Genomic DNA, 23,007 nt, shown 5'->3' with positions numbered 1-23,007 from the left:
CTATGCGCGGCGAGTTATGTCAGCGCTCGATGGTATCGCCAGAGTCCCCAAAGCCCCTTTAGCAACGGCGAACAATCAGATTTTCGTTCGCTTCATTTAAACATCGGCCTTGGTCGTCTGACTGCTAAGCACTAAATCCTCGCAAAAAATGCGCCTGTAAAGATCCTCGCCAAAGCTCGTCTCAAGTGGTGCCCCTTCGATAAGTCGGAAGCTCCTCGTCCCGTCCTCATTACGCGGAGCACGGAGAAATAAGGTCTTCCCGACCTCCGACGAAATAACAGACCGAGCCAGATGATAGAAATGCGTGACGAAGAGTACGCGTATTTCTTTGTCGAGCATGGCGCGGATTACATCGTGGGCGATTGCGGATCCTTCTCGCTCGTTGGTCGCAGCAAAAGACTCGTTACACAGTAGCATCGAGTTTGGAACAATTTTTTGCGCTATCCGGCTCATTCGCGAGACCTCCTCATCAAATTTTCCACTTTCCAGCCCGGCATCCTCCTCCCGCTTGTAGTGCGTGAACATCCCTTGGTAGATTTCGCTCTCATATTGATCCGCACCAACCAACATACCCGCTTGGAACATGAGCTGGGAGACGCCTACGCTACGCAGGAAGCTGGATTTCCCGCCTTGATTCGCCCCAGTAATCATCACGAGTGACTTCCCTGTGGCGTTGACCCGATTACCCACAATAGCCTTCTGCATTTGTAAGGCAAGGCACACGTCATACATCTCATCAAATCGGAGCCCTCGCGATCCCGATGGCGCAACGGTCGGAACACAGAGTTTGGCGCCAAGCAACCCAAGTTGTTTCTGCAAGTTGAGCTGGGCTCGATAGAATGCGAGTTCAGTACGCAGGAGCACAAAAAAGCCAAGAATATGCTCCATCGATTGGGCGAGCGCATTTGCGACGGCATTAATTCCACGCCCCTGGATGTCACTAAGCGCCTGCGCACCAGCATCATCGCGCTCCGGAATTTCAAACGAAAACTCCGATCTTCGCCGCTTGATGAGTCTTCTCCACCATGGCCGCTCGTCGGCATTCGGGAGTCGAACGATATAGTCGATACCTCGACCGTCTTTGCCCAATGAAGCGCTTAGCAATACGCCACGCCGAAAATGCAAGATGGCGAGGTGATGCTCAACTTCGCTCAGGTATTCATCAGAAAGCTCCTCTCTAAGCATGCAAAAAAGGCGCTTGAATGCGTCGGACGAGAAGGTGCTCTCACTTTCTTCAGCAATTTTCCGCAAGTCTCTGAGCTTCTTGACGAATATTTCCATCACTTCGAGCGCACCATGCAACACAGCGCTTGGGTACGTAGAAAGTATCCCGAAATACGACTTTCCTTTCTCCTCAATAGCACTCAGTGCAAGTTGGTAGATAGCATCGATAACTTCGCCATGGGCCTGACAGTCTCGCAAAACAGCATGCCTATGGCGAATGGTCTCCGCATCGTTGGTCAGCGCCCCATAAGTCGCGCGCTTCGCTACCTCATACAAGAACTCGTCCTCCATCGCCATGGCATGCCAAAGCGTTGGCAACGCCAAATCCTTAGCCAGCTCATCTCTATCCCAGGCCCCTTGGGCCGGTGGTGAGAAGTCCCGATCCGGGTGCATGAGAAACGCATTCATGACGGCACCCTCCTCATCAACCATTCGTAGGTAATCTCGTACTTCTCAGCGATGGCATGGGCATACGCAAGCCCATCAGCAATATGACGCTCGACTCTGAACGTTCGCACTGCAGGATTCTTCGGGTCAATCATACTAACCATGCTGACCGTCTTTTCGTTAATCGTGGAGAGTTCGTCGATGAACGTGACACATACGCAGTAAGCATCAAGTGCTGACAGCTTTTCTATAATGCGTGCTCCCAGCTTCATCGCATCTTGCAAAGACGTTGACGAGAATATCTCGTTCATGATGATGAGGCTTCGCGGCGTCGCTTTGTCTAATATCTCGTGCATCCGGAACAGGTCATCCTCTAGCTTCCCTCGGAGCGTCGTGATGTCCTCGGATCGTTCAAAGTGGGTGAAAATCTCATCGGAAAGATAGAGCTTGGCTGCACGTGCCGGCACAGGAAGCCCCAACACAGCCAGATAGTGCAATTGGCCGAACATGCGGGCGAAGGTCGTCTTTCCGCCTTGGTTGGGGCCCGATACGACAATGATTCTCTCTTGGCCATCTAGTCGAAAATCATTCTGAATCACCGATAAGCCGTTCTGCTCGAGTTTCTCAGCAAGAGCGAGGTCGAATATGCCATCTCCGAAGATTGCCCCCTTCTCCGTAGTGACATCGGGATAACAAAACGGCAACCCCACCTCTCGGAACCTCGCTATATAGTTGAAGTAGCCAAGATAAAACGTAGCCTCATGGTCGAACTTGACTACACCGGCGTCCTTATAGGCTGTCCGTTGCGCGAATGCATCCAACTTGGAGAACTTATCGGGGTATCGTCGCGCTACGAGGTCAACGATCCACGATTCGACATGATTCATGCTCTCCGAATTCTTGTAGGCGACTCGATAATCGCGAACGGCGTTTTTTTGGAACTTTGCGAACGTGTCATGTATCGCTTCACTGTAATCGCGTTCGCCTCCAAACGGATACACCGTGACCTCTCCGCCATCAATCCATACGCAATAGCGAACTTCGGCAAGCATTTCTATGAGTGCGAGAACTTCGTTCTTGAGCGCGACATACTCTGGACTGTGCGCGTATTCGGTGACGTACGCTCGCATTCGCTGAAGACCTGCGGACTTCAGCTCTAGCGCATCGAATGCCGCTGCCACTCCATCTACGGCAGCACAGTATTGGCGTGCCCCATCAAGGAACCAGAATTTCTTCTCATATCCGAAATAGGCTTTGAGTGATCGCTCCTCGCTTTTTCGCTGATGACGCATGTACTCGGCGAATTCATTGACAGCAGCAATGACGGCCGGCAACTCCAGTTCGCCTGCGATGTCCTGCCGATACCTGATATCCGCCAAGCGTTGGAGCGGCGTATTGAGGATGGGATTGAGGTCGAATTCCGCCTCGTTCGTATTGACGTGCAACATCACCGACCCGAGGTGAAGGTCAACGAACGTAGGGGGCGCCTTAGATCTTAGCTCTGCTGGTTCTGGGCCTTCGTAAAGAAGGCTCGGCGCAGGTGTCCGGCTCCCGCCGGACGGCAGACTCGGCGCGACCTGCCGTTCGTCTGCTGGCGAGTCCCCATGACTGAGGCTTTTGCGCGCGCCCGCGGCTTGCAGGGCCATTGGATCTGCGGCGGAACTGATTGAGGAATGTGCCATGTTGCCTTCCATTTAGCTGAGCGCATTCATGGCAACAGGGCATAAAAAAGCCTACGTACCCCATCACCGGGAAAACGTAGGCATCATTAGCCAAAATTTTGGCGCTTGAGGGAGAATGCCATCTCCACGAGGCCAGTCTAGCACGTGGAAATGCTTTGAGCAAAATGGAACGGTGCCCTGCTTTTTCCCCCTTGCGCTATACTCCCCCGTGGAGATGGCATTCTCCCGTAACCGCCCGTCAAGGCTGATGATGCCTACAGGTCGTACCCCAAGGGTACGCGTCTGTAGTGTTGCCGACGGGAGTTATTCGTGAGCACGACACAACCGCACGCCAGTAGTCCCTCCCCCCTGACATCACGCCTGTTACTCGCATCCGAGAAGGACGGTGCGCAGCACACGGCTAAGCACCGCGAGCCACGAACACTCACCCCTTACTTCTGTGCCTGCCAGGTTTGCGCAGACGTTAGCGTTGCCCATTCGAAATACGTATCCACAAGACTGTTGGCGAAAACGCGTAGCGACTCTGCAAGCGAAGCCCTCGTCGACACTCTCGGCTTTTGCCGTGACCATACTGCGACCTTGTCCGCGCAGCTTGCCGGGAACTCCATCTTTCGGACTCGTGCGAAAACTGCCGTCGATTGGTTCGAAGAGATTTTCTCTGCGATGCCGCAAACCACAGACAAAGTCCGCGCAATGGTTTTCGGAGCAAGGCATCGATGTCCCGCCTGCTCATACCGCAATCAACGCGACGGACACGCCTTAGCACGGTTCTTCAGAGCTCTTCCCAAGTGCAGGAAGGAGTCTGACCAAGTGATGTCAACGCAACTGTGCCTCCAGCATTTGCGAGACTCCCTAGCATCACCAACGGTCGAGTCTGTTGCGCAGGCGCTTCGTATCGCGCGGTCCCGAATTCGCTCACTTGACGAGCGGTATGGAGGATGGAGCCTGAGTGGTCAGCAACTGGCTCCTATCCCTGATCTTTTTTACTTGGAGCGCCCGACACTTTTCGAAGCGCTATTTCGATTCGACGTCCGCGAGCGTTCGATCAGCGACCAGGTCCGCCTAGACTATCAGTGCTCAGTACTTTCCATGGCAAACACTGGTTGTGTGATTTGCGACGCGGTGGTATCAGCTCGCACCTCTTGGCGTGAACGATTTGCTCGCGCGGTCGCACAGCAACAGCCGCTTTGGCTAGTAAGTCCAACATGTGAAATTCACGTTGCTGAGGCGCTAATGTCGCCAAGCGAGGCCTGCCAATATGCCGCGTGGAGCAGCTACAAGACCTTTCTCACGAAGAACCTCAAGCAACGGTTGCGAAAATCGCCTCTGGCAGCGAGGCACCTGCGCCGAAGTGCGAGCTGGAATATTCCACCTATTAATGAAGACATAACCGATGATCGGACTCCCGCCTCTATAGAAGTTGAAGACATCGAGTTCGATGTCCCGCCGGCTCTAAATGCTGGATGTCCCGCCTGTGACGCCGAAGCCATCGCCCAAATGAAGGCACTTCTGAAGGCCTCTCATCGTCTTCACCAGAAGATTTCTCCAGGAACTGTTTGCCTGAAACATTTCGCCGAGATTTTCATTCTTGAGCCCGACCACGTTTCGCGCAATGCGCTTTTGATGTCCCAAGTTTCCAGGCTACGCCGACTGGCGGATAGTGACCCGGTTGGCGCATTCGGCACGTTCTCGTGAGATCGCATTGGCTTTAGGAATGCTTTTGTCGCGAAGCACTTCTACCGGCGAGGAAAAGTGGAAACTTCAATTGCGCATCAGGCCAATCAGCGAGAACGCGTGAGATCCAGAAAAGCTCTTAGATTTGTCATTCTGATTGGCATTCTTAGCTTCTTCGCCGACTTCACCTACGAAGGCTCTCGCAGCATTCTAGGGCCATTTCTGCTGGGGCTTGGCGCTAGCGCGACCGTGGTTGGAATCGTCACTGGTTTTGGCGAGTTGCTCGGATACGCGCTTCGTGTCGCTTCCGGTCGCTGGGCGGATATGTCTGGGAAGCCTTGGCCCATCACAATCATTGGTTATGTTGTGCAAATGTCCGCAGTCCCCGCATTGGCTCTCGTCCACACATGGCATTGGGCTGCGGTATTGATCGTGCTTGAGCGTGTAGGCAAGGCGATACGAAACCCGCCGAGAGACGTGATGCTTTCGTACGCGGCCTCGGACATTGGTGGCTACGGCTGGGCCTTTGGCATCCATGAAGCACTTGATCAATTCGGTGCAATGGTAGGTCCGCTACTGGTTGCGGTGATCCTTGCACTCAAGGGCACTTATCAACTCGCTTTTACGGTTCTTCTGGCTCCAGCGCTCGTCAATGTCATCCTCGTGTTGATCGCCCGGTCGTTATATCCGGTGTCACTCGCACTGCAACCATCTGTGGATGGAGACCGTGGGAAAGCCCTGCCGAGGGAATACTGGGTCTATTTGGCAGGTGCGTCTTTGGTCGCAGCAGGATTTGCTGATTACCCATTGATCGCATTTCATCTATCGACCAGCTCGCATATTGGCAGCGAGGTCATTGCGGCTCTATACGCCTCAGCGATGGCCGTGAGCGGCGCAGGCGCCCTCGTGTTTGGGCGCCTATTCGACAGATTCGGGTTTGCGGTCATTGTCTGCCTGACGCTGCTCAGCACGTTGTTTGCGCCAATGGTATTTCTTGGGGGTAGTCATGTTTGGTGGATCGGCGGCTTGGTTTGGGGAATCGGCATGGGCTTCCATGAATCGATCATTCCGGCGGCTGTGTCTCCTATGGCTCCGCCGTCTGCTCGAGCCACTGCGTTCGGAATATTCACTGCGGGCTATGGAATGGCATGGTTCGCAGGGAGTTCGGCTATCGGCATCCTTTACGACGCGTCAAAAACGTCAGCAGTCATTTTTTGTGTGAGTAGTCAATTGCTCGCGCTGCCCTTCTTTCTTTGGGTGTGGGCAAAAGGGGCTGTCGCGCGCTGACCCTGCGCGACACTCGGATTTGCGGTAAAAAATCCCCCTCCAAAAAAGATGGACCGTCGCATCATAGGTCTCCCTCAAGAAGCTGACGCACACGAGAGCCCATTTCTTGGCGACACCTCGAGCGCAGGCAAAACTTTGCAAGAATCAGGCTCCCCCGTCGTCGGTCTGTCGCTCCAATGCAATGATCTTTACCATCGGCCATCTGTCTTGGTATCTCTTCTGTTCAAGCCGGTCCGTATACGCGGAGAGGCTAACCCTAGCGGGGTTCCGCCGAACGACCATATCGAATAGGTCATCAAGCCCGTGCGGGGCTACTACGTCAATCGAATCGTCCCATCGCAACGCGATGCCGACTGAAGTTGCAAACTCCGGCCACGAAGAGACCGCATCCTCCAGCGAGGAATATGGCAATACGGGATAGCCAAATACCTCTTCGTACCATGTGTGTACCGCCGCCTGGTTCGTCACATCCCAACGAACTCGCGAATGTAAGCGGCACAGTCGAAGCTGAATTGCCGCATCGCTTTCCCGTGAATAATCGGACGCGTCGAAGTGAGCGAGGTCGATATCCGGGAGCGCAGAAGGCACTTCAAAACCATGTAGAGCATCCCAAACGAGGTTTCGAACTGCCCCGGCTCCGATACACCATGATGCTAGGTTCATTTGCCGGGCAGCCATCAACGCGGCCCAAAACCACTCCGACTCACGTGCCAAGGTCCTTAGACGCATATCAAGATTCATAGCTACCGGAAAAACTCGAAGGGGATTGTGAACGAGATCCTTGTTGATGCGAACCGCCAGAAAGTACGTTCACCGCTCCACCTCCAGAAGGTGGATGCACAATGAAGAACAGGCCGCCGGAGCCACGTTGCGCTTTTCCAAACTATTGATCTAAAATAACTTGCGATGGAGATGGCATTCCTCCGAAACCGCCGCTTTATCGGCTGATGATGCCTACGAATCCCTGGGGTGGGAGATCGTAGGCCGTCTATTGGCAGCATCCCAGGTTTGTTCCCAGCAAACGTGGAATATATGCGCCCTCTTTCTATTTTCCGGCGTCCGCTCCGCCCGGATCTCACCAAGCGTACCGCTACTTGTAACGCCGCTACTGTAGCCCCCCCTTCAGTTTGGGCCACCAATCGGCGTGGCAAGCCTCGCGCTACGCCACTCTTCCGCGCTAAAGATCATCAGCATCGTTAGGTCACGCGCACAGCGCGAGCCGCAGGGAGAGTGCGCATGACATCAACTACGATATCAAAGCAGGCTACTGCCACAAACGCTCGTGTCACAGCGAGTCAATTTATCGAGCAAATTCTGCTTGGCGCTGACATACAGATTAACGGCCCCCGCCCTTGGGATATGAAGATACTCGACCATACCCTAGCTCGCGATTTGCTGACGGGAGGTTCGCTCGCACTCGGTGAGGCATATATGAATGGCCGCTGGGAGTGTGACGAGCTCGACGAATTTTTCGCCAAAGCACTGCGGGCACGTCTCGACGAACATATTCAGCCAAGCAAGTTGATCTACATAACGCTGCGCGAGAAGCTCTTTAATCGACAATCGGTGCGCCGAGCGTGGGACGTGGGCAGACGTCACTATGATTTGGGCAACGACTTTTATAGCGTCATGTTGGATCGTCGCATGACCTATACCTGTGGCTATTGGTCTGCCGGAGCACAATCACTGAACAGCGCTCAGGAAGACAAGCTGGATCTGATATGCAGAAAGCTGCAACTAAGACCCGGAATGCGCCTTCTCGATATCGGCTGTGGTTGGGGAAGCCTGATGGCTTTCGCCGCAGAGTACTATGGGGTGCATTGTGTCGGGGTCACGATCTCTGAAGAGCAGGCGACTTGGGCAAAGTCCCGGTACGATGGGCTTCCTCTCGAATTCCGACTGCAGGATTATCGGAGCTTAAACGAACCGTTTGACCGCATCGCAAGTGTCGGAATGTTCGAACACGTCGGCGCGAGGAACTACCGCACCTATATGCAAGTAGCGTCGCGGTGTCTTAGCGACGATGGACTTTTTCTTCTCCACACCATCGGCAAGAACCGAGCTGGCACTCATCCCGATCCCTGGATAGACAAATACATTTTCCCGAACGGCGAGCTTCCTGCCATGGACCAAATCGCAGGTGCCGCAAGCGGTCTTTTTGTAACAGAAGATGTTCACAATTTCGGTGCGGATTACGACCGCACACTGATGGCGTGGTACGCAAATTTCGAGCGCGGTTGGCCACAGTTTTGTGACCAGTTGGGGGAGCAATTCCATCGCATGTGGAAGTACTACTTGCTGTCCTGTGCGGGCTTATTCAGATCTCGCGAGGCGCAGCTCTGGCAATGGGTGTTTTCCAAAAAAGGGGTTGCGGGAGGCTACCACCGGCCTCCGGGGACTTGACGCCAGCGACGCCGACGGCAGAAGCGTCAGCGTCGCATTCATATATCTATGACAACGGAGCGCTCACCAAACGCCGCTTCTCGATGGCACTCCCAGACTAACCATCGTCGCCCATGATTCCCAACCCCGAAACCAGGTGGCTGAGATTAGGAGCCCTTGGTTGGCCATACGTCGTAACTGCCGCCGGATGGGGGGTAGTCATCTCGGCATTCCACATGCCCGTCGGTCATTTTTGTATGTGGACCCTGTTGCTGACGATTGCGGCCTTAGCATTATGTTCCGTGCACTATGCTCAGCGTCTTGCCGCTAGATTTGGTCCAATCTTAGGAACGCTGATCCTCGCGCTAGCAGTGACTGTTATCGAGGCGGGATTCATAATTTCAGTAATGGCTGCAGACGCGAAGACGACTCAGACCCTTGCACGCGACACTGTATTTTCTTCGCTCATGCTGTGCTGCAACGGGATGATTGGCCTTTCGCTTCTCGTCAGCACCCGCAGGGAACAGATCGTAAAGTTTGATGCGTTCATCACTGGCGCGGCCTTCGCGACCGTCGCGACGGTCGCGACGGTCGCGACGCTTTCGATGGTACTCCCCACGTTCACCAGCAGCACATCCGGCCCACAATTCAATACAGCACAGTTGACGTTCGCCTCCTGCGCGTCAGTCGTCCTCTATGTTCTCCATGTGGTGAAGTCTACTGGCTGGTTACACGAGTACGTCAATGCGGAACGCCGAGCGGCATCAAACGCCGTGCCAATCCGAATCGCAAAGCGACCTAATGCCGTACCCGCAGTCCTGCTGCTTCTATCAGCATTGGTTGCTATAACTCTCGCCGCTCAAATCTTGGCTCCGAGCATCGAGTCAATGGTTCAGAACGCCAACCTTCCCATCTCCTCAGTAGGAGTCATGATTGCGATCATTGTTGCTCTTCCAGAAACGCTGACGGCTATGCGTGCAGCGCATGCTGGAGAAGTACAAGTGAGTTTTAACTTAGCACTTGGCTCAGCCATGGCTAGTTTGGGACTGACCATTCCTGTAGTGGCCGTGGCCGCGAACTTCATGCAAGTTCGACTAACACTTGGTCTCGGCCCCAAAGAAATGGTCTTCCTTGTGCTCACCACGGTAGTCGGAATCCTGACTGTTGTTTCCGGACGTGCCTCGGTACTTCGTGGGTCACTGCACACAACCATCTGCTGCGCCTTTGTTTTTATGGCGTTCTTCCCATGAGTCTATGCGACGCCCACTCTCCGCCCTCTGGGACGGTCACTGAAAAACGACGACAGTTGCGTAACCCAACGCTGTCATAAGGACCGAGCAAGTGACATGAATGCCGATTTCACCCAACGCCCAGGCGTAGTGCCCAGCCTGAAGATGGTTGAACACCTCTGCGGAAAATGTGGAGAACGTTGACAAGCCGCCCATCAGACCGGTGATGACAAACAGCCGCCACTCCGAAGGAATCTCCGGATATCTGGAGAAGAACGCGATCGCGACACCAATGATGTAGCCGGCGATTAGATTCGCCGCCAAGGTGCCAAGTGGAAGGTCGATGAACAGTGCGTTTAGTCGAACACCTAGTACCCAACGCAGCAGTGAACCAAGTGCGCCTCCAATTCCGACGGCTAAGACGGCTGTGTACATTGACGAACCCCGGGGTAAGAAAAAAGCGTGTTCAGCACGCCGAACCTCGTAGGCATCATCAGCCGTGCTACCCGGCGGTTTTGGAGGAATGCCATCTCCCTTTCGGGTTAGTCTATCAAGTCCGGCGCCGCAATGTCGAGAGACGAAAACTTCTCGATGAAACCTCATGGCGTTTCGGGTAGACTTCAACAACATAGGAGATGGCATTCTCCTTCAACCGCCTCCCGGCTGATGATGCCTACGAACCGACGGGCCTTCGCCCCTCGGAATTTCGCAACGGCGTGCCCTATGCGGCATGTCCCATCGGGAGAGCGTCATGCAGTCAATTCCCCTCGTTGAAGCGCTTCAGGCCAGAGAAATTCTCGACTCGCGCGGCAACCCAACACTTGAAGTCACAGTAACAGTCACGGGCGGCGTGACAGCTACCGCGTCATGTCCATCGGGTGCATCCACAGGAACATTTGAAGCAAAAGAGTTGCGTGACGAAGACACGTCACGCTATCGCGGCAAAGGCGTACGCCACGCAATGGCGAACGTAAATGGTCGCCTGGCTGCGTCGTTGCACGGCAAACGGGTAGACAGGCAGCGGGAAATCGACAACTTGTTAATCTTCCTTGACGGAACCCCCACGAAATCTCACATAGGGGCAAATGCGGCACTCGCGACGTCTCTGGCGTGCGCAAGAGCGGCGGCTGAATTTCATCGAATACCACTTTATGCCTATCTGGGAGGCTCCAACGCTCACGTACTCCCAGTGCCAATGTTCAATGTCGTAAACGGCGGTGCCCACGCCACAGGCGGGACAGACATCCAAGAGTACAAAATCGTGCCCGTTGGCGCCCCAACGTACGCAGAAGCGCTCAGATACGGCTCGGAAATTTATCACGAGCTAGGAAAAGTCATCGTCTCTCGCGGGTACACGGCCAACATCGGCGACGAGGGGGGCTATGTCCCCGGCGCACCAACCAATGAGCTGGTTTTGACGTTCCTAATGGAAGCCATTGAGCGAGCCGGTTATGCCGCGGGCACTGACGTCGTCATTGGCCTGGATCCGGCTGCGAGTGCATTCCGCGAGGGGGATGAGTACTTCCTTCGCCTTGAAACGATGCGACTCACCTCCGACGAGTTGATTTCCTTTTGGGCTGACTGGCTCGACAGATACCCAATCGTTTCCCTAGAAGATCCGCTGGCAGACGACGATTGGAATGGGTTCGCCAACATTACACAAAGGCTTGGTGGCCGAGTGCAGATTGTCGGAGACGACCTGTTTGTCACCAATCCAACGTACCTACGCCGCGGCATTGATGAAAAGTGCTGTAATTGCGCGCTAATCAAGCCGAACCAGATTGGGACAGTTTCCGAGACGCTAGATGCGGCGCGCATGGCCCTGCACGCTGGGTACCGATGCATGGTTTCGCATCGTTCTGGAGAGACGTTAGATACCGCAATAGCCGATTTGGCCGTTGCACTCAATTGCGGGCAAATAAAATCTGGAGCGCCGGTTCGCGGAGAGCGAGTCGCGAAATACAACCGCCTACTCGAGATTGAAGACGAGCTTGGAGATGCCGCCACTTACGCCGGTCCAAACGCATTTGCCGTGACTTCCTCAGTAGACGTTAGCTGAAAACGGGGAGGACTTAATGCTATATATCGATATCCCAGGGTTCGGGGAACTCTCGTTAGAACATATTGTTCTCGATTTCAATGGCACGTTAGGCCGCAACGGTGTGGTGCTTCCCGGAGTCACCCCCCTCCTCCATGTCCTCTCACGCGATGTGCTGTTACATGTGGTCGCAGGGGACGTATATGGCGATATTGCCGAACGAGCCAAGGATCTCCCTGTGCAACTGGTTTCGCTACACGGTGCGGAACAAGGGGTAATGAAGGCCGACTACGTTCGCCATTTGGGAGCGCCGCGAGTGGCTGCCATTGGAAATGGGCGAAACGATGTCGACATGTTCAACGCCGCACGTCTGTCGATTGCCGTCATCGGACACGAAGGCGCAGCGTCAGAAGCGATTGCGGCTGCCGACATCGTGACTGGCCTTATCCATTCTGCATTGAAGTTGTTTTTGTACCCTGATCGAGCCGTTGCTACGCTTGGCACGGCTACATCGTAGCCACTAATGAACCGTGATATGCTAGATTAGACATAGATAGGAGATGGCATTCCTCCTGTAACCGCCACTTTTGGCTGATGATGCCTACGTACCGCTGACGCGGGGCGTAGGAGTTCGTCCCCGTCGACCACGAAAAATATAAGCTGACGGAGGGACCTATGCGAGACAAAAATCCTACGAATTTGTCTTTGGGCTAGCGGAACTACGCCCGGACTTCGCTCGCGTGGCTCCCGTGGAGGTCATCATGCAAGGATGTCAGCTCACTTTCTATACCCAGCAAAATCATCGGCACGGCCATCAGACGGTAGCCGAATGGCTCATGCTCGAAGTGCGCCGGTTGGGCATTCGTGGCGCGACGATGATTGCCGGCACAGAAGGAATCGACCACGTCGGCAAGCTTCATGCCGCACGATTTTTCGAACTCGCCGAACAACCGATTGAGGTTGTGCTCGCAATAACAGACGAGGAGGCCGAACGTCTGCTCGACGTTGTGCGAGCAGAGCGAGTTCATGTCTTTTACACGCGCTTCCCCATCGATTTCGAGATGCTCGGTGATACCTAGCCTGCTGGGCTTCCGCCGCGCGAAAAATGACTTTCCCCTGCCAAAAGGCTCTTCCTCTATGGACTTCAATAGCATCCCCGCTGGGACCAGCATCCCGGACGATTTCAACGCCATTATCGAGATCCCCGCAGACGCTTCACCGGTCAAGTATGAAGCTGACAAGGGACTTAACCTCTTTCGTGTTGACCGGTTCCTATCGACCAGCATGCGCTATCCGGCGAACTATGGTTTTGTCCCAAGCACGCTGTCGAGAGATGGGGATCCGGTTGATGTTCTTGTCGTAGCGCCATATCCCATACAAACCGGTGCATTAGTCCGATGCCGCCCTATCGGATTAATGAAAATGACCGACGAGGCTGGCGAAGACGCAAAAGTCATCGCTGTCCCAATAGATAAGATCTGTGCGGCCAGTGTTGGTATCGAGGTGCTGCCTGACCTGGGTGAAGCGCTTCTTAGCAGAATCGAACATTTCTTTAAGCACTACAAGTCCCTTGAGCCCGGCAAATGGGTTCGCTTCGAGGGATGGGGCGACATTGACGCGGCCCGCAAAGAGCTCCTTGAAGCGCAAGCCGCGTTCAAGCCACACGCTTAGACGTATGAGTGGTCTCTGGCACTTTTACGTACGAGAGCAAAACCGGGAGAGTATGAATGGAAGTGCAGGTTTCCGATGTGAACGCCCGCATCGGGCGGATGATGGGCGCAAATCCCAAATCGCGTTGGGTTATTAAGGACAACAACGACGAAATCTTGGCAGGCGACGTAGCCGACGAGCCGACTGCGTTAGCGATGATCCCTACGATTTGCGAGAAGACGGGACGACCGGCCGGTGAATTACGAGCAATCAGGGAGGCTCGCTGGCCAGACTATCTCGGGGTGTGCTCGATCGAACAAGAACAGACTGAGTTCACTCACTGGGCGATGCGCGAGTTGGGGCATGTATCTGTGTTTGGCTTCAATGAGCGGCCGTCGGACGAAGCGTTTCTTGTTATTGACCAGAACGGCAAGCGCGCGACAGGCAGGACTCTCGCAGAATGTCTGTATCGGCTCGTCGAGTACAGACGAGCCCGTTCCACCGTGATGGCTTGAATAAGGAATTCCCACCTTCTATACTCGGCAATAGTAGTAAGGAGATGACATCCTCCTCAACCGCCGCAACGGCTGATGATGTCTGCGCTCACTCGGGTTCGGGGTGCGCAGACGTTACTGCGCCCCCGCTCGAAGATCCAGAGATTTTCGGTCGGAGGTACACGTGAGTTTCCGCAAATTTCCTTCCCATTTCGGCCGGCTTTTTCTTCTTCACACTCCCTGTAGAGTGAGTATCTGCTCGGTCATTGGGGGTGCCAAATGAAGGACGTTTGGTTCCTCGCGTCTATTTGGTTGGCGATGGCGTTAATCGCGACGCTGCTTTCAATTTGGTTTCGGATCGCCACGGCACTCTCTGAGATTGTCGTCGGAACGGTTGCGCAATTGGTCATCGGAGCCGTTGTCGGTGCCAGTGTGCTGCAAACCGACTCGGGATGGATTCAGTTTCTCTCGGGTACTGGCGCTATCGTATTGACGTTCCTCGCCGGCGCCGAATTGGACCCACAGGTCTTCCGCCTCAAATGGAAAGAAGCTTCCGCCGTCGGGCTGATCGGTTTCTTCGCCCCGTTTCTAGGCTGCTTTGCGGTCGCATTCTTCGTACTACATTGGGATTGGCGGGCTAGTTGGTTGGTCGGCATCGCGCTGTCCACGACGTCCGTGGCCGTCGTCTACGCAGTCATGCTTGAGTTCGGCCTAAACGCTACGAACTACGGAAAAACCGTGCTTGCTGCATGTTTTGTCAACGACCTCGGAACCGTGCTTGCCTTGGGTTTCATTTTTTCGCCCTTCTCGCTGCGCACACTCATCTTCTTTGGCGGACTCGCACTGGCATTTTGCGTACTGCCGTGGATAACCCCCAGATTCTTCAAACACTACGGCAACCGACCGTCCGAACTGGAGGCGAAGTTTCTGCTGTTAGTGCTGTTCGGTCTGGCTGCATTAGCAACGTGGGCCGGCAGTGAGGCGGTTCTACCCGCCTACATCGTCGGTATGGTGTTGGCAGGAACTGTGGGGAAGGACCACGTCCTGATTCGGCGACTACGCACCTTGACCTTCGGCTTGTTGACACCGTTCTACTTCATTCGTGCGGGGTCCTTCGTTTCCGTGCCGGACATCATCGCGGCGCCGATTCCGGTTCTCGTACTGCTCGGGGCAAAAATCCTAACGAAATGTGTCGGTGTATATCCGGTAGCGCGCGGATACGGGTCTCCCAGACGAGAGTCAATGTACACAACCCTCCTGATGTCCACGGGACTGACGTTTGGGAGTATTTCGGCGCTATTTGGCTTATCGCACGGAATCATCAATCAAGCACAGTACTCCTTCATGATTGCGACGGTCATTGGAAGTGCAATTATTCCGACGCTTATCGCAAATGCAGCATTTCTCCCCAAGCATCTACTCAGGAAGCAAGCTGCTGATGAAGGAACGGCAGAGTCATCGCTGGATCTCTCGTCAGCCAAGTCGACGCGAACGAACGAGTAATTGCGGAGGTAGCTATGTTTAAGACCATCATTCTTGCGTTCGACGGATCTCCCGCCGCCCTTAAGGCGTTCGATTACGCGCTGGATATTGCTGCAAAATATCGAGCCGTACTGCACATAATTGCCGTAGCAAGACCGCCAGAGATATCTGAGGACGTCGAAACAGAGGCGCTTCTTGAACAGGCCGAGACATATTTCGACGAAGCGTTCGCGCAACTAAGGCAGCGAGCAGCGAATGCTGGACTCCTGATCGAATGCACTGTGCGCGTCGGTCATCCCGCCGAGCAAATTGTCATTCTCGCAGAGGAGCTCGATGCCGATCTCATCGTCACTGGGCATAGGGGACGCGGGGTATTCGAACGATGGCTTCTAGGATCGATATCACGCCTCGCAGTTGCGTACGCGCACTGCCCAGTTCTTGTCGTTCGGTAATCGATCAGCATCTCATCATGAAGAGGACTCCATGACCACGGTACAGACGATTTCGATGGTTGGGCTTGCGCTATGCGTGATGTACATCGTCAACCTGGTACGCGACAGCTACCGCAAAGAGGAGGCGAGTCGAACCACGCGCCTTCGGTCTGGCGTCATGCGCACCAACGATAGCGAATGCCCATTTTGCTTCGACGATGGCAAGGCCGTGTTCCGCCGAGCTCATGCACGAGTCATCTATGACATAAACCCGGTGACAACCGGGCACATGCTTATCCTCAGCACCAGACACGTGTCGTCATATTTCGACCTATCGGAAGATGAGAAGCGTGCGATGTGGGACCTGGTCGACGAAGTCAAAGTATTCCTCGACAAGCAATTCGAGCCTGACGGTTACAACGTCGGGGTGAACATAGGAGGCGCATCCGGGCAGACGATTCCGCATGTCCATATCCATGTCATTCCACGATATGTTGGCGACACACCGTGGCCTCAAGGCGGAGTCCGTGGCGTAATCCCAGAGCGCCAATCCTACGAGTGACTAGACTAAATTGACACGCGCGTGCCTGAGTACGATTGACACGCACGTGTCAGGGTTCGATCAAGTCCCCTTAGCGTTAATCTCGCAAGGAAAAAACACAGCTCGAACGTTTTCCAGATGTTCCCCGTGATGGGCCAGAAACTCGCGAAGCCGATGTTCAAGGTCGATCAGCTCGATGCAGTGAGGCAGCCTATGGGGTCGCGCGTCCGAATGGTCGTGGCTCAGCTTGTCTCCTGGCAGGTAACCAGCCTTCACATGGTGCATTACGACTTGGTGAATGCCCGCTTCGCTCGCCTTTTTGAGAAGGTGTGAAGCAAGTGACGGTCGAGCCACCTTATGCCAGAAACGAGAGGGGCGAACGCGAGCCGAGTGATGGAAATAGAGTCTAAGCGCGAAATGTTTACTCATGATGATGTGATCCTGAATGCGATAGAGAGTTTTGGCGGAGCTACTGTCGTTCGGCCGAAGTATCTGGGCGGGACGCGCTATCACGCCGGAATGCGTGAATCTCGGAGAGCCTGAGTCCCTCTGGAATAGAGATTCGCTTCGCGTGTCCGATGCGCTGAGCACGGTATATACCCGTGTGTCCCGAGAACAAATAGCTGACTACGCAAGCAATAGCAGCGTACGCACCAATTTGGGGTCCAAAAATCTCGATTGCCATCACCGTTGAAGCGATAGGAGTGTTAGCGGCGCCAGCAAACACCGCAACAAACCCGAGGCCAGCGAGCACTGGAGCCGCCAGCGGCAAAATGTGCGACAAGGCATTGCCCAATGTCGCGCCGATGTAAAAGAGTGGGGTAACTTCGCCGCCCTTAAATCCCGACCCCAGAGTGAGAATCGTAAAGCCAGCTTTGCCAAGAAAATCGTACCAAGGCAATTGATGGTGGAAGGCGTCGACGATGGTGGGAATACCAAGCCCAAGATATTGAGGCGTTCCAATGAGTGTCGCGGCTAGCGCGACGAGGATACCGCCAGCAAATGGGCGCAGTGGCGCGAACTTGAAAGCCTTTTTGAACAGTGCAGAAGTTGCATGCGTCCCTTCGGCAAATAGCATCCCTGCCACGCCAAATACCGCTCCCGCCGCAATCACGAGCAGAATGTGTACTGCGTTGACCGGTGGCATCGAAGCAATGACGTACTCTGTGTGATGGATACCCCAAGCACGAGTCGTCAAATCACCTACGATTGCGCCAACGAAACACGGCAACAGGGCGTCATATCTCAGCCGCCCCACCGCCAGAACTTCGAGACCGAATATTGCGCCAGCTAATGGAGTCCCAAAAACAGATGAGAAACCCGCACTGATGCCGGTCATCAATATGACCCTGCGCTCTTCACTGTCTAGTCGTACAAAGTGGGTGAGTTGATCTGCAAGTGCGCCTCCCATTTGAACTGAGGTGCCCTCTCGTCCGGCAGACCCGCCAAAAAGATGGGTTGCGACCGTGCCCAAGAACACGAGCGGAGCCATGCGAAGAGGAATTACCTTCTTCGGATCATGAATCTCGTCGATGAGAAGATTGTTTCCGCCTTCCACGCTCTGTCCAAAGAGTAGATAGAGCCAGCCAACGACGAATCCGCCGACAGGAAGAAGCCATAACAACCAAGGGTGAGCTAGGCGCGTATCGGTCGCCAATTCGAGCGACCACAGAAAAAGTGCAGAAGCGCTACCGGACAGACCTCCGACAACGGTTGCTAACGCAACCCATCGCCCAAGGAATGGCAGCATCATCAGTTGCTCTCGCGCAGCTGACAATTTATGGATTTTCATGAGGTTTCCAGGTTAATCAGACACGAAAAACCTGGACAAAGGAGAGCAAGGGCGTCCTGCATCCTCCTGTATCCAGGATTCAGCAGGCATCATCAGCCCTGCAAGGGCGGTTACGGGAGGAATGCCATCTCCGTAGTTCGACTGCGGAGTCTACCAGAGCAGGACGACGCCGGCAAACGACTGACTTGGATTGATTGACCCACGAGTAGAAAATGATACGCGTCCAGCATATTTGGAATTGCGCTCCGAGCGTCCGAGACCGTCAATCGCCGCAGGTCGCATATCGACACATGCGTCAACGTGGCTTCTAGACAATTGATCCGAGCCAGGAGCACCCGTCGGTCGATTTGGTCAACCTCGATAGTTTCCGCCACTCCATACCGCAACACGATGCCCTGTCGAGACAACGACCAGCATTTTCTGATTTCCAATTCGTTTCTCTTTCCCTATAATTGCAATCGATTCTCATTTGCATTTAATTAGGGAGATGGTGGCGCACAGTGGAGGCTTCGGACGGTGATTCGCGGTCGTGGGTGGCACAGGCCTATGCGTCGTGCCGCCTGCCGCTGTTGCGATTCCTTCAGCATCGGCTAGGCAACCGTGCGGAGGCTGAAGACGCCATGCAGGAGTCGTTCACCCGCTTCTTCGCCCGCTTCGGCAAAAACGAGCCTGTGCCTGCGCCCGACAAGCATCGCCCCTATCTCTTCCAGATTGCGGCCAACCTTCTGCACGACCGGCATCGCGATCGGCAAGATCCGGCGCACATGGTATCGTTCGGCGATTCCGAACTCGAAGCCGACGCACTCCCCGCCCCCGGTAACGCAAACCCCGAGCACGTTGCCGCGAGCCGCCAGCGCCTCGAACGTCTGCAACAGGCACTCGCCGAGTTACCCGAACGTCAACGTGAAGCGCTGGTGCTCTATCGCTTCGATGGTCTCACTCAGGACGAAGTCGCCGAACGCATGCAAATCTCCCGTCGTATGGTCGTGAAGCATCTCAGCCGCGCTTTCGCCTATTGCGAACTGCGCGTGCAATATGCGCGCGCCGACCAGATGGGACCCGCACTCGCCGAACTTCGCAACGAGGACGAAGCATGACGTCCGCGCAGACTCCCCCCGTCGCGCCGCGTGACCCCGTCACTCCCGATACGCTGGCAGTTCACGAGGTCGCCGCCGAATGGCGCATACGAACCCAGCACGACAGTTGGTCCGACGCCGATCAGCAGGCGCTCGACCGATGGCTCGCTGCCGACAACGCGCATCGCGCCGCCTTCGAGTCGCTTGCCATGACCTGGCACGCGTTTGCGGCGGTACCGCGCCCCGTGCTCGCTAGCGAGAGTGCCGCGAAGCCAGATTTCGCGACCACACCGCGTCGCGACACGCTCCGCACCCGCGGGGCAGGCCGACATCGCGCATGGTTCGCGTCGGCGTTCGCCTTTGCCAGTCTGGTGCTCTGTGTCGGCGGCTGGATCGCCTATGACAACCTCCCCGGCTACCGGCTCGATCTGCGCACGGCCCACGGCGAAATCCGCACGGTGACACTGCCGGACGGATCCGCCCTCGCCCTGAACACCGACACCGAGGTGCAAGTGCGCTACTACCCCCGACGACGCGAAGTCGTGCTGCGCGAAGGCGAAGCCTATTTTCAGGTAGCGCACGCGGCCGAGCGCCCGTTCACCGTGACGAGCGGCCGCACCGAAGTGCGCGTCGTCGGCACGATGTTCAACGTCGATGCCGGTCCGCCGAGTCTCGTCGTCAGCGTGCGAGAGGGCCGCGTGGAAGTCCGTCCCGACCGTGAGGAGAGAGACCGCGTCATCGTGCTTACCGCGAATCGGGGCGTCGCCGTCGACACGATAACCGGCGCGACCGTCGCCTTCTCGCCGCACGCCGACGATATTGGAGACTGGCGCAGCGGGCAATTGGCATTCCGCCGCACGCCGCTTTCACAAGTGGCCCAGACACTCAGCCGCTATCTCGGCAAACCCGTCACGCTCGACAGTCCGGTACTAGGGGCCCTGCCCGTCTCCGGATTCGCCACGACAACCGCACCTCGCGCCTTCGTGGAGTCGCTGCCCGACCTACTTCCCGTGCGCGTACAACCGCAGCCCGACGGCGGTGTACGCATCGTCTCGAATAAATAATTCACACGTTGGGTTCCCACTTCGTTGCCAACAGCGTCTTACGTCTGAGAGGCCGGAATCGTTCGGTTTCATGACAACACGGGGAAGCAGGATGAAAGCAGGGAATCGCGGCGGCACATGGATGTCAGCCGGTGTTTTGCGATGCGCGTCGCTCGGGCTCCGACCGGCGGCACTCACGGTCACGGCCGCTGCAGCGTTGCTCACCGTCGGCGCACCATGCGCACACGCACAGCAGACGCGCGTCACATTCGACATTGCCTCGCAGTCGCTCGACAGCGCGCTGCGCGCCTTCTCGGCACAATCGAAGCAGCAGGTGCTGTTCGATGAGGACACCGTCGCGGGCCGTACCGCGCCCGCTGTGCACGGCACCCTCACGCCCCGCGAAGCACTCGACCGTGTGCTCGCCGGTTCCGGCATTCAGGTGATCGTCTCACGCAGCGGTGCCTACACGCTCAAGCGCAGCGCCTCCGACGACACGGCCGCGCAATTGCCGACGACCAACGTTACGGCAGACGCTTCGCGTGATCAGCCGGCCATCGGGTACGTGGCCAACACGAGCAGCGCAGGGGCCAAGACTGACCTCGCGCTCATCAAAACGCCGCAGGCTATCTCCGTCGTCACGCGCGACCAGATGGATGTGCAGAACGTTCAAAGCGTGGCGCAGGCACTCCGCTACACATCCGGCATCAACCCCGAGCAGCGCGGCACCAACACCGATTCGCTCGAATATCTCTACGCGCGCGGTTTTCAGGTGGAGGAATATCTGAATGGCCTCCGATTGCCGGGCGCTATCGCGGGCTATAACGTCACGAGCTTCGATCCGTACATGCTGGAGCGCATCGAATTTGTCCACGGCCCAGCGTCCGTACTCTATGGTCAGGGCTCGCCGGGGGGAGTGGTCAATCTCCAGAGCAAAATGCCGACCGACACGCCCATGCATGAGATTGGCGTCCAGACCGGTAGTTACGGACGCGCCCAGCTCTTCGCAGATTTCAGCGGCCCTCTCGACCAGGACGGCAAGGTCCTGTACCGCATCACGGGCGACGCTTTTCGCACGGGCACGCAGACCAACAACGTGCGCGAAAAGCGCTTCGCCATCGCGCCGAGCCTGACTTGGCGTCCCACGCAAGACACGAGCCTGACCGTGTTCGCGAGCTATCAGGTCGACCCCGAGGCGGGCAACTACAACTTCGTGCCGGTCGTAGGGACGGTCAAACCCGGCGCGATCATGCTGCCGCGTGGACTCGACATCGGTGACCCGGATTTCGACAGTTTTCGCAAGACGCAGGCGTCCATCGGCTACGCGTTCTCACACGCGTTCAACGACGTGTGGTCGTTCAAGCAAAACTACCGGTTCCTGCACAACACACAGACCGTGAAGTACGTGAGCTACGACTCGCTGTCGGCGGATCAGACCACAATCAACCGCACGCCCTACATGAACTCGGGCACGGTCAACATGCACACGCTCGACAACCAGCTCAGCGCGAAATTCGCGCTCGGCACGGTGACACAGAAGGTCACTGTCGGGCTCGACTATCAGCACCTGCAATACGATCACGACTTCCTCGGGAGCTTCGACGACACACCGTCGCTTTCGATCGCGAATCCAGTGTACGGGCAATCGATTCCGTATCCGAATTTCATGTTCGGCACGTCCGGCGCTCAGCGGCTCGACCAGCTCGGCGCCTACGCGCAGGATCTGATCGAAGTCGGCAGATGGACTTTCCTCGCGGGCGTTAGGCAAGACTGGACCGACGAGGAATTCGTGCCGTACAAGGCGGGCAGCGCCACCACATCGCAGAGCAATCACGCGTTTACGTGGCGTCTAGGCGGCGTGTACAAGTTCGACAACGGGATTGCGCCGTACGCGAGCTACTCGACTTCGTTCGCACCACAGATCGGCACGGATTTTTCGGGCAAGTCGTTCGTCCCAACGACAGGCAAGCAGTTCGAAGTCGGCGTGAAATTCCAGCCGCGCGGCTACAACAGCTTCGTCACGGTGAGTGGATTCCATCTCACCCAGGACAACGTGACGACGGCAGACCCCGCGCACACGAACTTCAGTGTGCAGACAGGGCAGGTACGCTCGCGTGGCATCGAACTCGAGGCGCATGCGAGCCTGACAAACAACCTGCAACTGATCGCCAACTACACCTACACGAACCTCGTGAACACACAGAGCAACAGCGTGCAGGGCAAGTCGCCGGTCGGCATTCCTCGCAACATGGCCTCGGCGTGGGCCGATTACACGGTCAAGGCGGGGAATCTGTCGGGGCTGCAATTCGGTGGTGGCGTGCGCTACGTCGGCGCGACGTATGGCGACGCGGCAAACTCATTCCAGGTGCCTTCGGTTACGCTCGTCGACCTGTCGGTGCGCTACGACTTGGGCCGTCGCTTCCCGGGAATGCGCGGCTGGCTTGTCTCGCTCAACGCGAGCAACCTGTTCGACCGGCGCTTCGTCTCGTCGTGCAGCGGCGATACCTGTAACTGGGGTCAGGGCCGGATCGTGCTAGCCGGATTGAAATACAACTGGTGATGGCCGGCACGTCACCTCCGACGTGCCGCAACCGA

General features: G+C 56.1%; 20 protein-coding genes and 8 riboswitches. Of the genes, 15 read left to right on the top strand and 5 right to left on the bottom strand.

All coding sequences use genetic code 11. From position 1 onward, the window contains the following. Positions 1-96: 96 nt before the first annotated feature. Positions 97-1,632, bottom strand: coding sequence for a MutS-related protein (locus PPN31114_RS00910; RefSeq protein ID WP_042118694.1), 1,536 nt, complete (start codon positions 1,630-1,632; stop codon positions 97-99). Continuing rightward, positions 1,629-3,257 carry a MutS-related protein gene (locus tag PPN31114_RS00905; protein ID WP_082118050.1) on the bottom strand — a complete coding sequence of 543 codons (1,629 nt, stop codon included), beginning with the start codon at positions 3,255-3,257 and terminating at the stop codon, positions 1,629-1,631. Before PPN31114_RS00905 ends, PPN31114_RS00910 begins: the two co-directional genes overlap by 4 nt. 106 nt (positions 3,258-3,363) lie before the next feature. Then, positions 3,364-3,428, bottom strand: a riboswitch (Fluoride riboswitch). Positions 3,429-3,494: 66 nt separating this feature from the next. Further along, a riboswitch (Fluoride riboswitch) is annotated at positions 3,495-3,557 on the top strand. A 549-nt stretch (positions 3,558-4,106) separates the two neighbouring features. On the opposite strand from PPN31114_RS00905, the gene PPN31114_RS00900 reads away from it, so the two are divergent. Both PPN31114_RS00900 and PPN31114_RS00895 read left to right on the top strand, forming a co-directional pair. Next, positions 4,107-4,988, top strand: coding sequence for a hypothetical protein (locus PPN31114_RS00900; protein ID WP_150677631.1), 882 nt, complete (start codon positions 4,107-4,109; stop codon positions 4,986-4,988). Positions 4,989-5,045: 57 nt separating this feature from the next. Beyond that, positions 5,046-6,254, top strand: coding sequence for an MFS transporter (locus PPN31114_RS00895; RefSeq protein WP_052765652.1), 1,209 nt, complete (start codon positions 5,046-5,048; stop codon positions 6,252-6,254). A gap of 144 nt (positions 6,255-6,398) precedes the next feature. Here the strand turns inward: PPN31114_RS00895 and PPN31114_RS00890 are convergent, their stop codons facing one another. Continuing rightward, entirely contained in the window at positions 6,399-6,917 is a 519-nt protein-coding gene (locus PPN31114_RS00890) for a nucleotidyltransferase family protein (RefSeq protein ID WP_231586231.1), read from the bottom strand. A 236-nt stretch (positions 6,918-7,153) separates the two neighbouring features. Then, positions 7,154-7,218: riboswitch (Fluoride riboswitch) on the top strand. A 272-nt stretch (positions 7,219-7,490) separates the two neighbouring features. On the opposite strand from PPN31114_RS00890, the gene cfa reads away from it, so the two are divergent. Both cfa and PPN31114_RS00880 read left to right on the top strand, forming a co-directional pair. Continuing rightward, the gene (gene cfa, locus PPN31114_RS00885) at positions 7,491-8,657 is read left to right on the top strand and encodes a cyclopropane fatty acyl phospholipid synthase (protein WP_052765653.1); all 1,167 of its coding nucleotides are present in this window, start codon (positions 7,491-7,493) and stop codon (positions 8,655-8,657) included. A gap of 236 nt (positions 8,658-8,893) precedes the next feature. Further along, the gene (locus PPN31114_RS00880) at positions 8,894-9,886 is read left to right on the top strand and encodes a calcium:cation antiporter (RefSeq protein ID WP_174987522.1); all 993 of its coding nucleotides are present in this window, start codon (positions 8,894-8,896) and stop codon (positions 9,884-9,886) included. 36 nt (positions 9,887-9,922) lie between these two features. Here PPN31114_RS00880 and crcB read toward each other — a convergent pair whose 3' ends face one another. Beyond that, on the bottom strand, positions 9,923-10,300 hold the full coding sequence (gene crcB / locus PPN31114_RS00875) for a fluoride efflux transporter CrcB (protein WP_042116335.1): 378 nt from the start codon (positions 10,298-10,300) through the stop codon (positions 9,923-9,925). 42 nt (positions 10,301-10,342) lie between these two features. After that, positions 10,343-10,408: riboswitch (Fluoride riboswitch) on the bottom strand. Between the two features lie 79 nt (positions 10,409-10,487). Beyond that, a riboswitch (Fluoride riboswitch) is annotated at positions 10,488-10,548 on the top strand. A 77-nt stretch (positions 10,549-10,625) separates the two neighbouring features. Here crcB and eno point away from each other — a divergent pair. From eno to PPN31114_RS00835, 8 genes are all read left to right on the top strand, one after another. After that, positions 10,626-11,924 (top strand): phosphopyruvate hydratase, encoded by a 1,299-nt coding sequence (gene eno / locus PPN31114_RS00870; RefSeq protein ID WP_162597728.1) that lies wholly within the window; start codon positions 10,626-10,628, stop codon positions 11,922-11,924. Between the two features lie 16 nt (positions 11,925-11,940). After that, the gene (locus PPN31114_RS00865) at positions 11,941-12,420 is read left to right on the top strand and encodes an HAD hydrolase family protein (RefSeq protein ID WP_042116336.1); all 480 of its coding nucleotides are present in this window, start codon (positions 11,941-11,943) and stop codon (positions 12,418-12,420) included. A gap of 30 nt (positions 12,421-12,450) precedes the next feature. Then, a riboswitch (Fluoride riboswitch) is annotated at positions 12,451-12,514 on the top strand. Between the two features lie 138 nt (positions 12,515-12,652). Further along, positions 12,653-12,982: a DUF190 domain-containing protein gene (locus PPN31114_RS00860; RefSeq protein WP_306439703.1), complete on the top strand. Its 330-nt coding sequence runs from the start codon at positions 12,653-12,655 to the stop codon at positions 12,980-12,982. A gap of 58 nt (positions 12,983-13,040) precedes the next feature. After that, complete coding sequence (gene ppa, locus PPN31114_RS00855; protein ID WP_042116340.1) at positions 13,041-13,574, top strand: inorganic diphosphatase; 534 nt, start codon at positions 13,041-13,043, stop codon at positions 13,572-13,574. A gap of 56 nt (positions 13,575-13,630) precedes the next feature. Continuing rightward, positions 13,631-14,068, top strand: a complete 438-nt coding sequence (locus PPN31114_RS00850) for a hypothetical protein (protein WP_042116342.1) — start codon at positions 13,631-13,633, stop codon at positions 14,066-14,068. A 31-nt stretch (positions 14,069-14,099) separates the two neighbouring features. Beyond that, positions 14,100-14,160, top strand: a riboswitch (Fluoride riboswitch). A 166-nt stretch (positions 14,161-14,326) separates the two neighbouring features. Next, positions 14,327-15,550 (top strand): cation:proton antiporter, encoded by a 1,224-nt coding sequence (locus tag PPN31114_RS00845; RefSeq protein ID WP_042116344.1) that lies wholly within the window; start codon positions 14,327-14,329, stop codon positions 15,548-15,550. A gap of 14 nt (positions 15,551-15,564) precedes the next feature. Beyond that, complete coding sequence (locus PPN31114_RS00840; protein WP_042116346.1) at positions 15,565-15,981, top strand: universal stress protein; 417 nt, start codon at positions 15,565-15,567, stop codon at positions 15,979-15,981. Positions 15,982-16,012: 31 nt separating this feature from the next. Continuing rightward, positions 16,013-16,522, top strand: a complete 510-nt coding sequence (locus PPN31114_RS00835) for an HIT family protein (RefSeq protein ID WP_197088099.1) — start codon at positions 16,013-16,015, stop codon at positions 16,520-16,522. Between the two features lie 448 nt (positions 16,523-16,970). Here PPN31114_RS00835 and PPN31114_RS00825 read toward each other — a convergent pair whose 3' ends face one another. Next, positions 16,971-18,293, bottom strand: coding sequence for a voltage-gated chloride channel family protein (locus tag PPN31114_RS00825; protein ID WP_197088100.1), 1,323 nt, complete (start codon positions 18,291-18,293; stop codon positions 16,971-16,973). A gap of 76 nt (positions 18,294-18,369) precedes the next feature. Further along, positions 18,370-18,434: riboswitch (Fluoride riboswitch) on the bottom strand. A 392-nt stretch (positions 18,435-18,826) separates the two neighbouring features. Here PPN31114_RS00825 and PPN31114_RS00820 point away from each other — a divergent pair. The 3 genes from PPN31114_RS00820 (at position 18,827) to PPN31114_RS00810 (ending at position 22,972) form a co-directional block, all read left to right on the top strand. After that, the gene (locus PPN31114_RS00820; RefSeq protein ID WP_174987517.1) at positions 18,827-19,390 is read left to right on the top strand and encodes an RNA polymerase sigma factor; all 564 of its coding nucleotides are present in this window, start codon (positions 18,827-18,829) and stop codon (positions 19,388-19,390) included. Next, positions 19,387-20,433, top strand: a complete 1,047-nt coding sequence (locus PPN31114_RS00815; protein WP_042116352.1) for a FecR family protein — start codon at positions 19,387-19,389, stop codon at positions 20,431-20,433. Before PPN31114_RS00820 ends, PPN31114_RS00815 begins: the two co-directional genes overlap by 4 nt. Before the next feature lie 91 nt (positions 20,434-20,524). Then, positions 20,525-22,972, top strand: coding sequence for a TonB-dependent siderophore receptor (locus PPN31114_RS00810; protein WP_174987514.1), 2,448 nt, complete (start codon positions 20,525-20,527; stop codon positions 22,970-22,972). The last annotated feature ends 35 nt before the right edge of the window (positions 22,973-23,007 follow it).

This window comes from Pandoraea pneumonica (genome assembly GCF_902459645.1).
Taxonomy (GTDB): Bacteria; Pseudomonadota; Gammaproteobacteria; order Burkholderiales; family Burkholderiaceae; genus Pandoraea; species Pandoraea pneumonica.
This window is presented reverse-complemented; position numbering and strand designations above follow the sequence as displayed.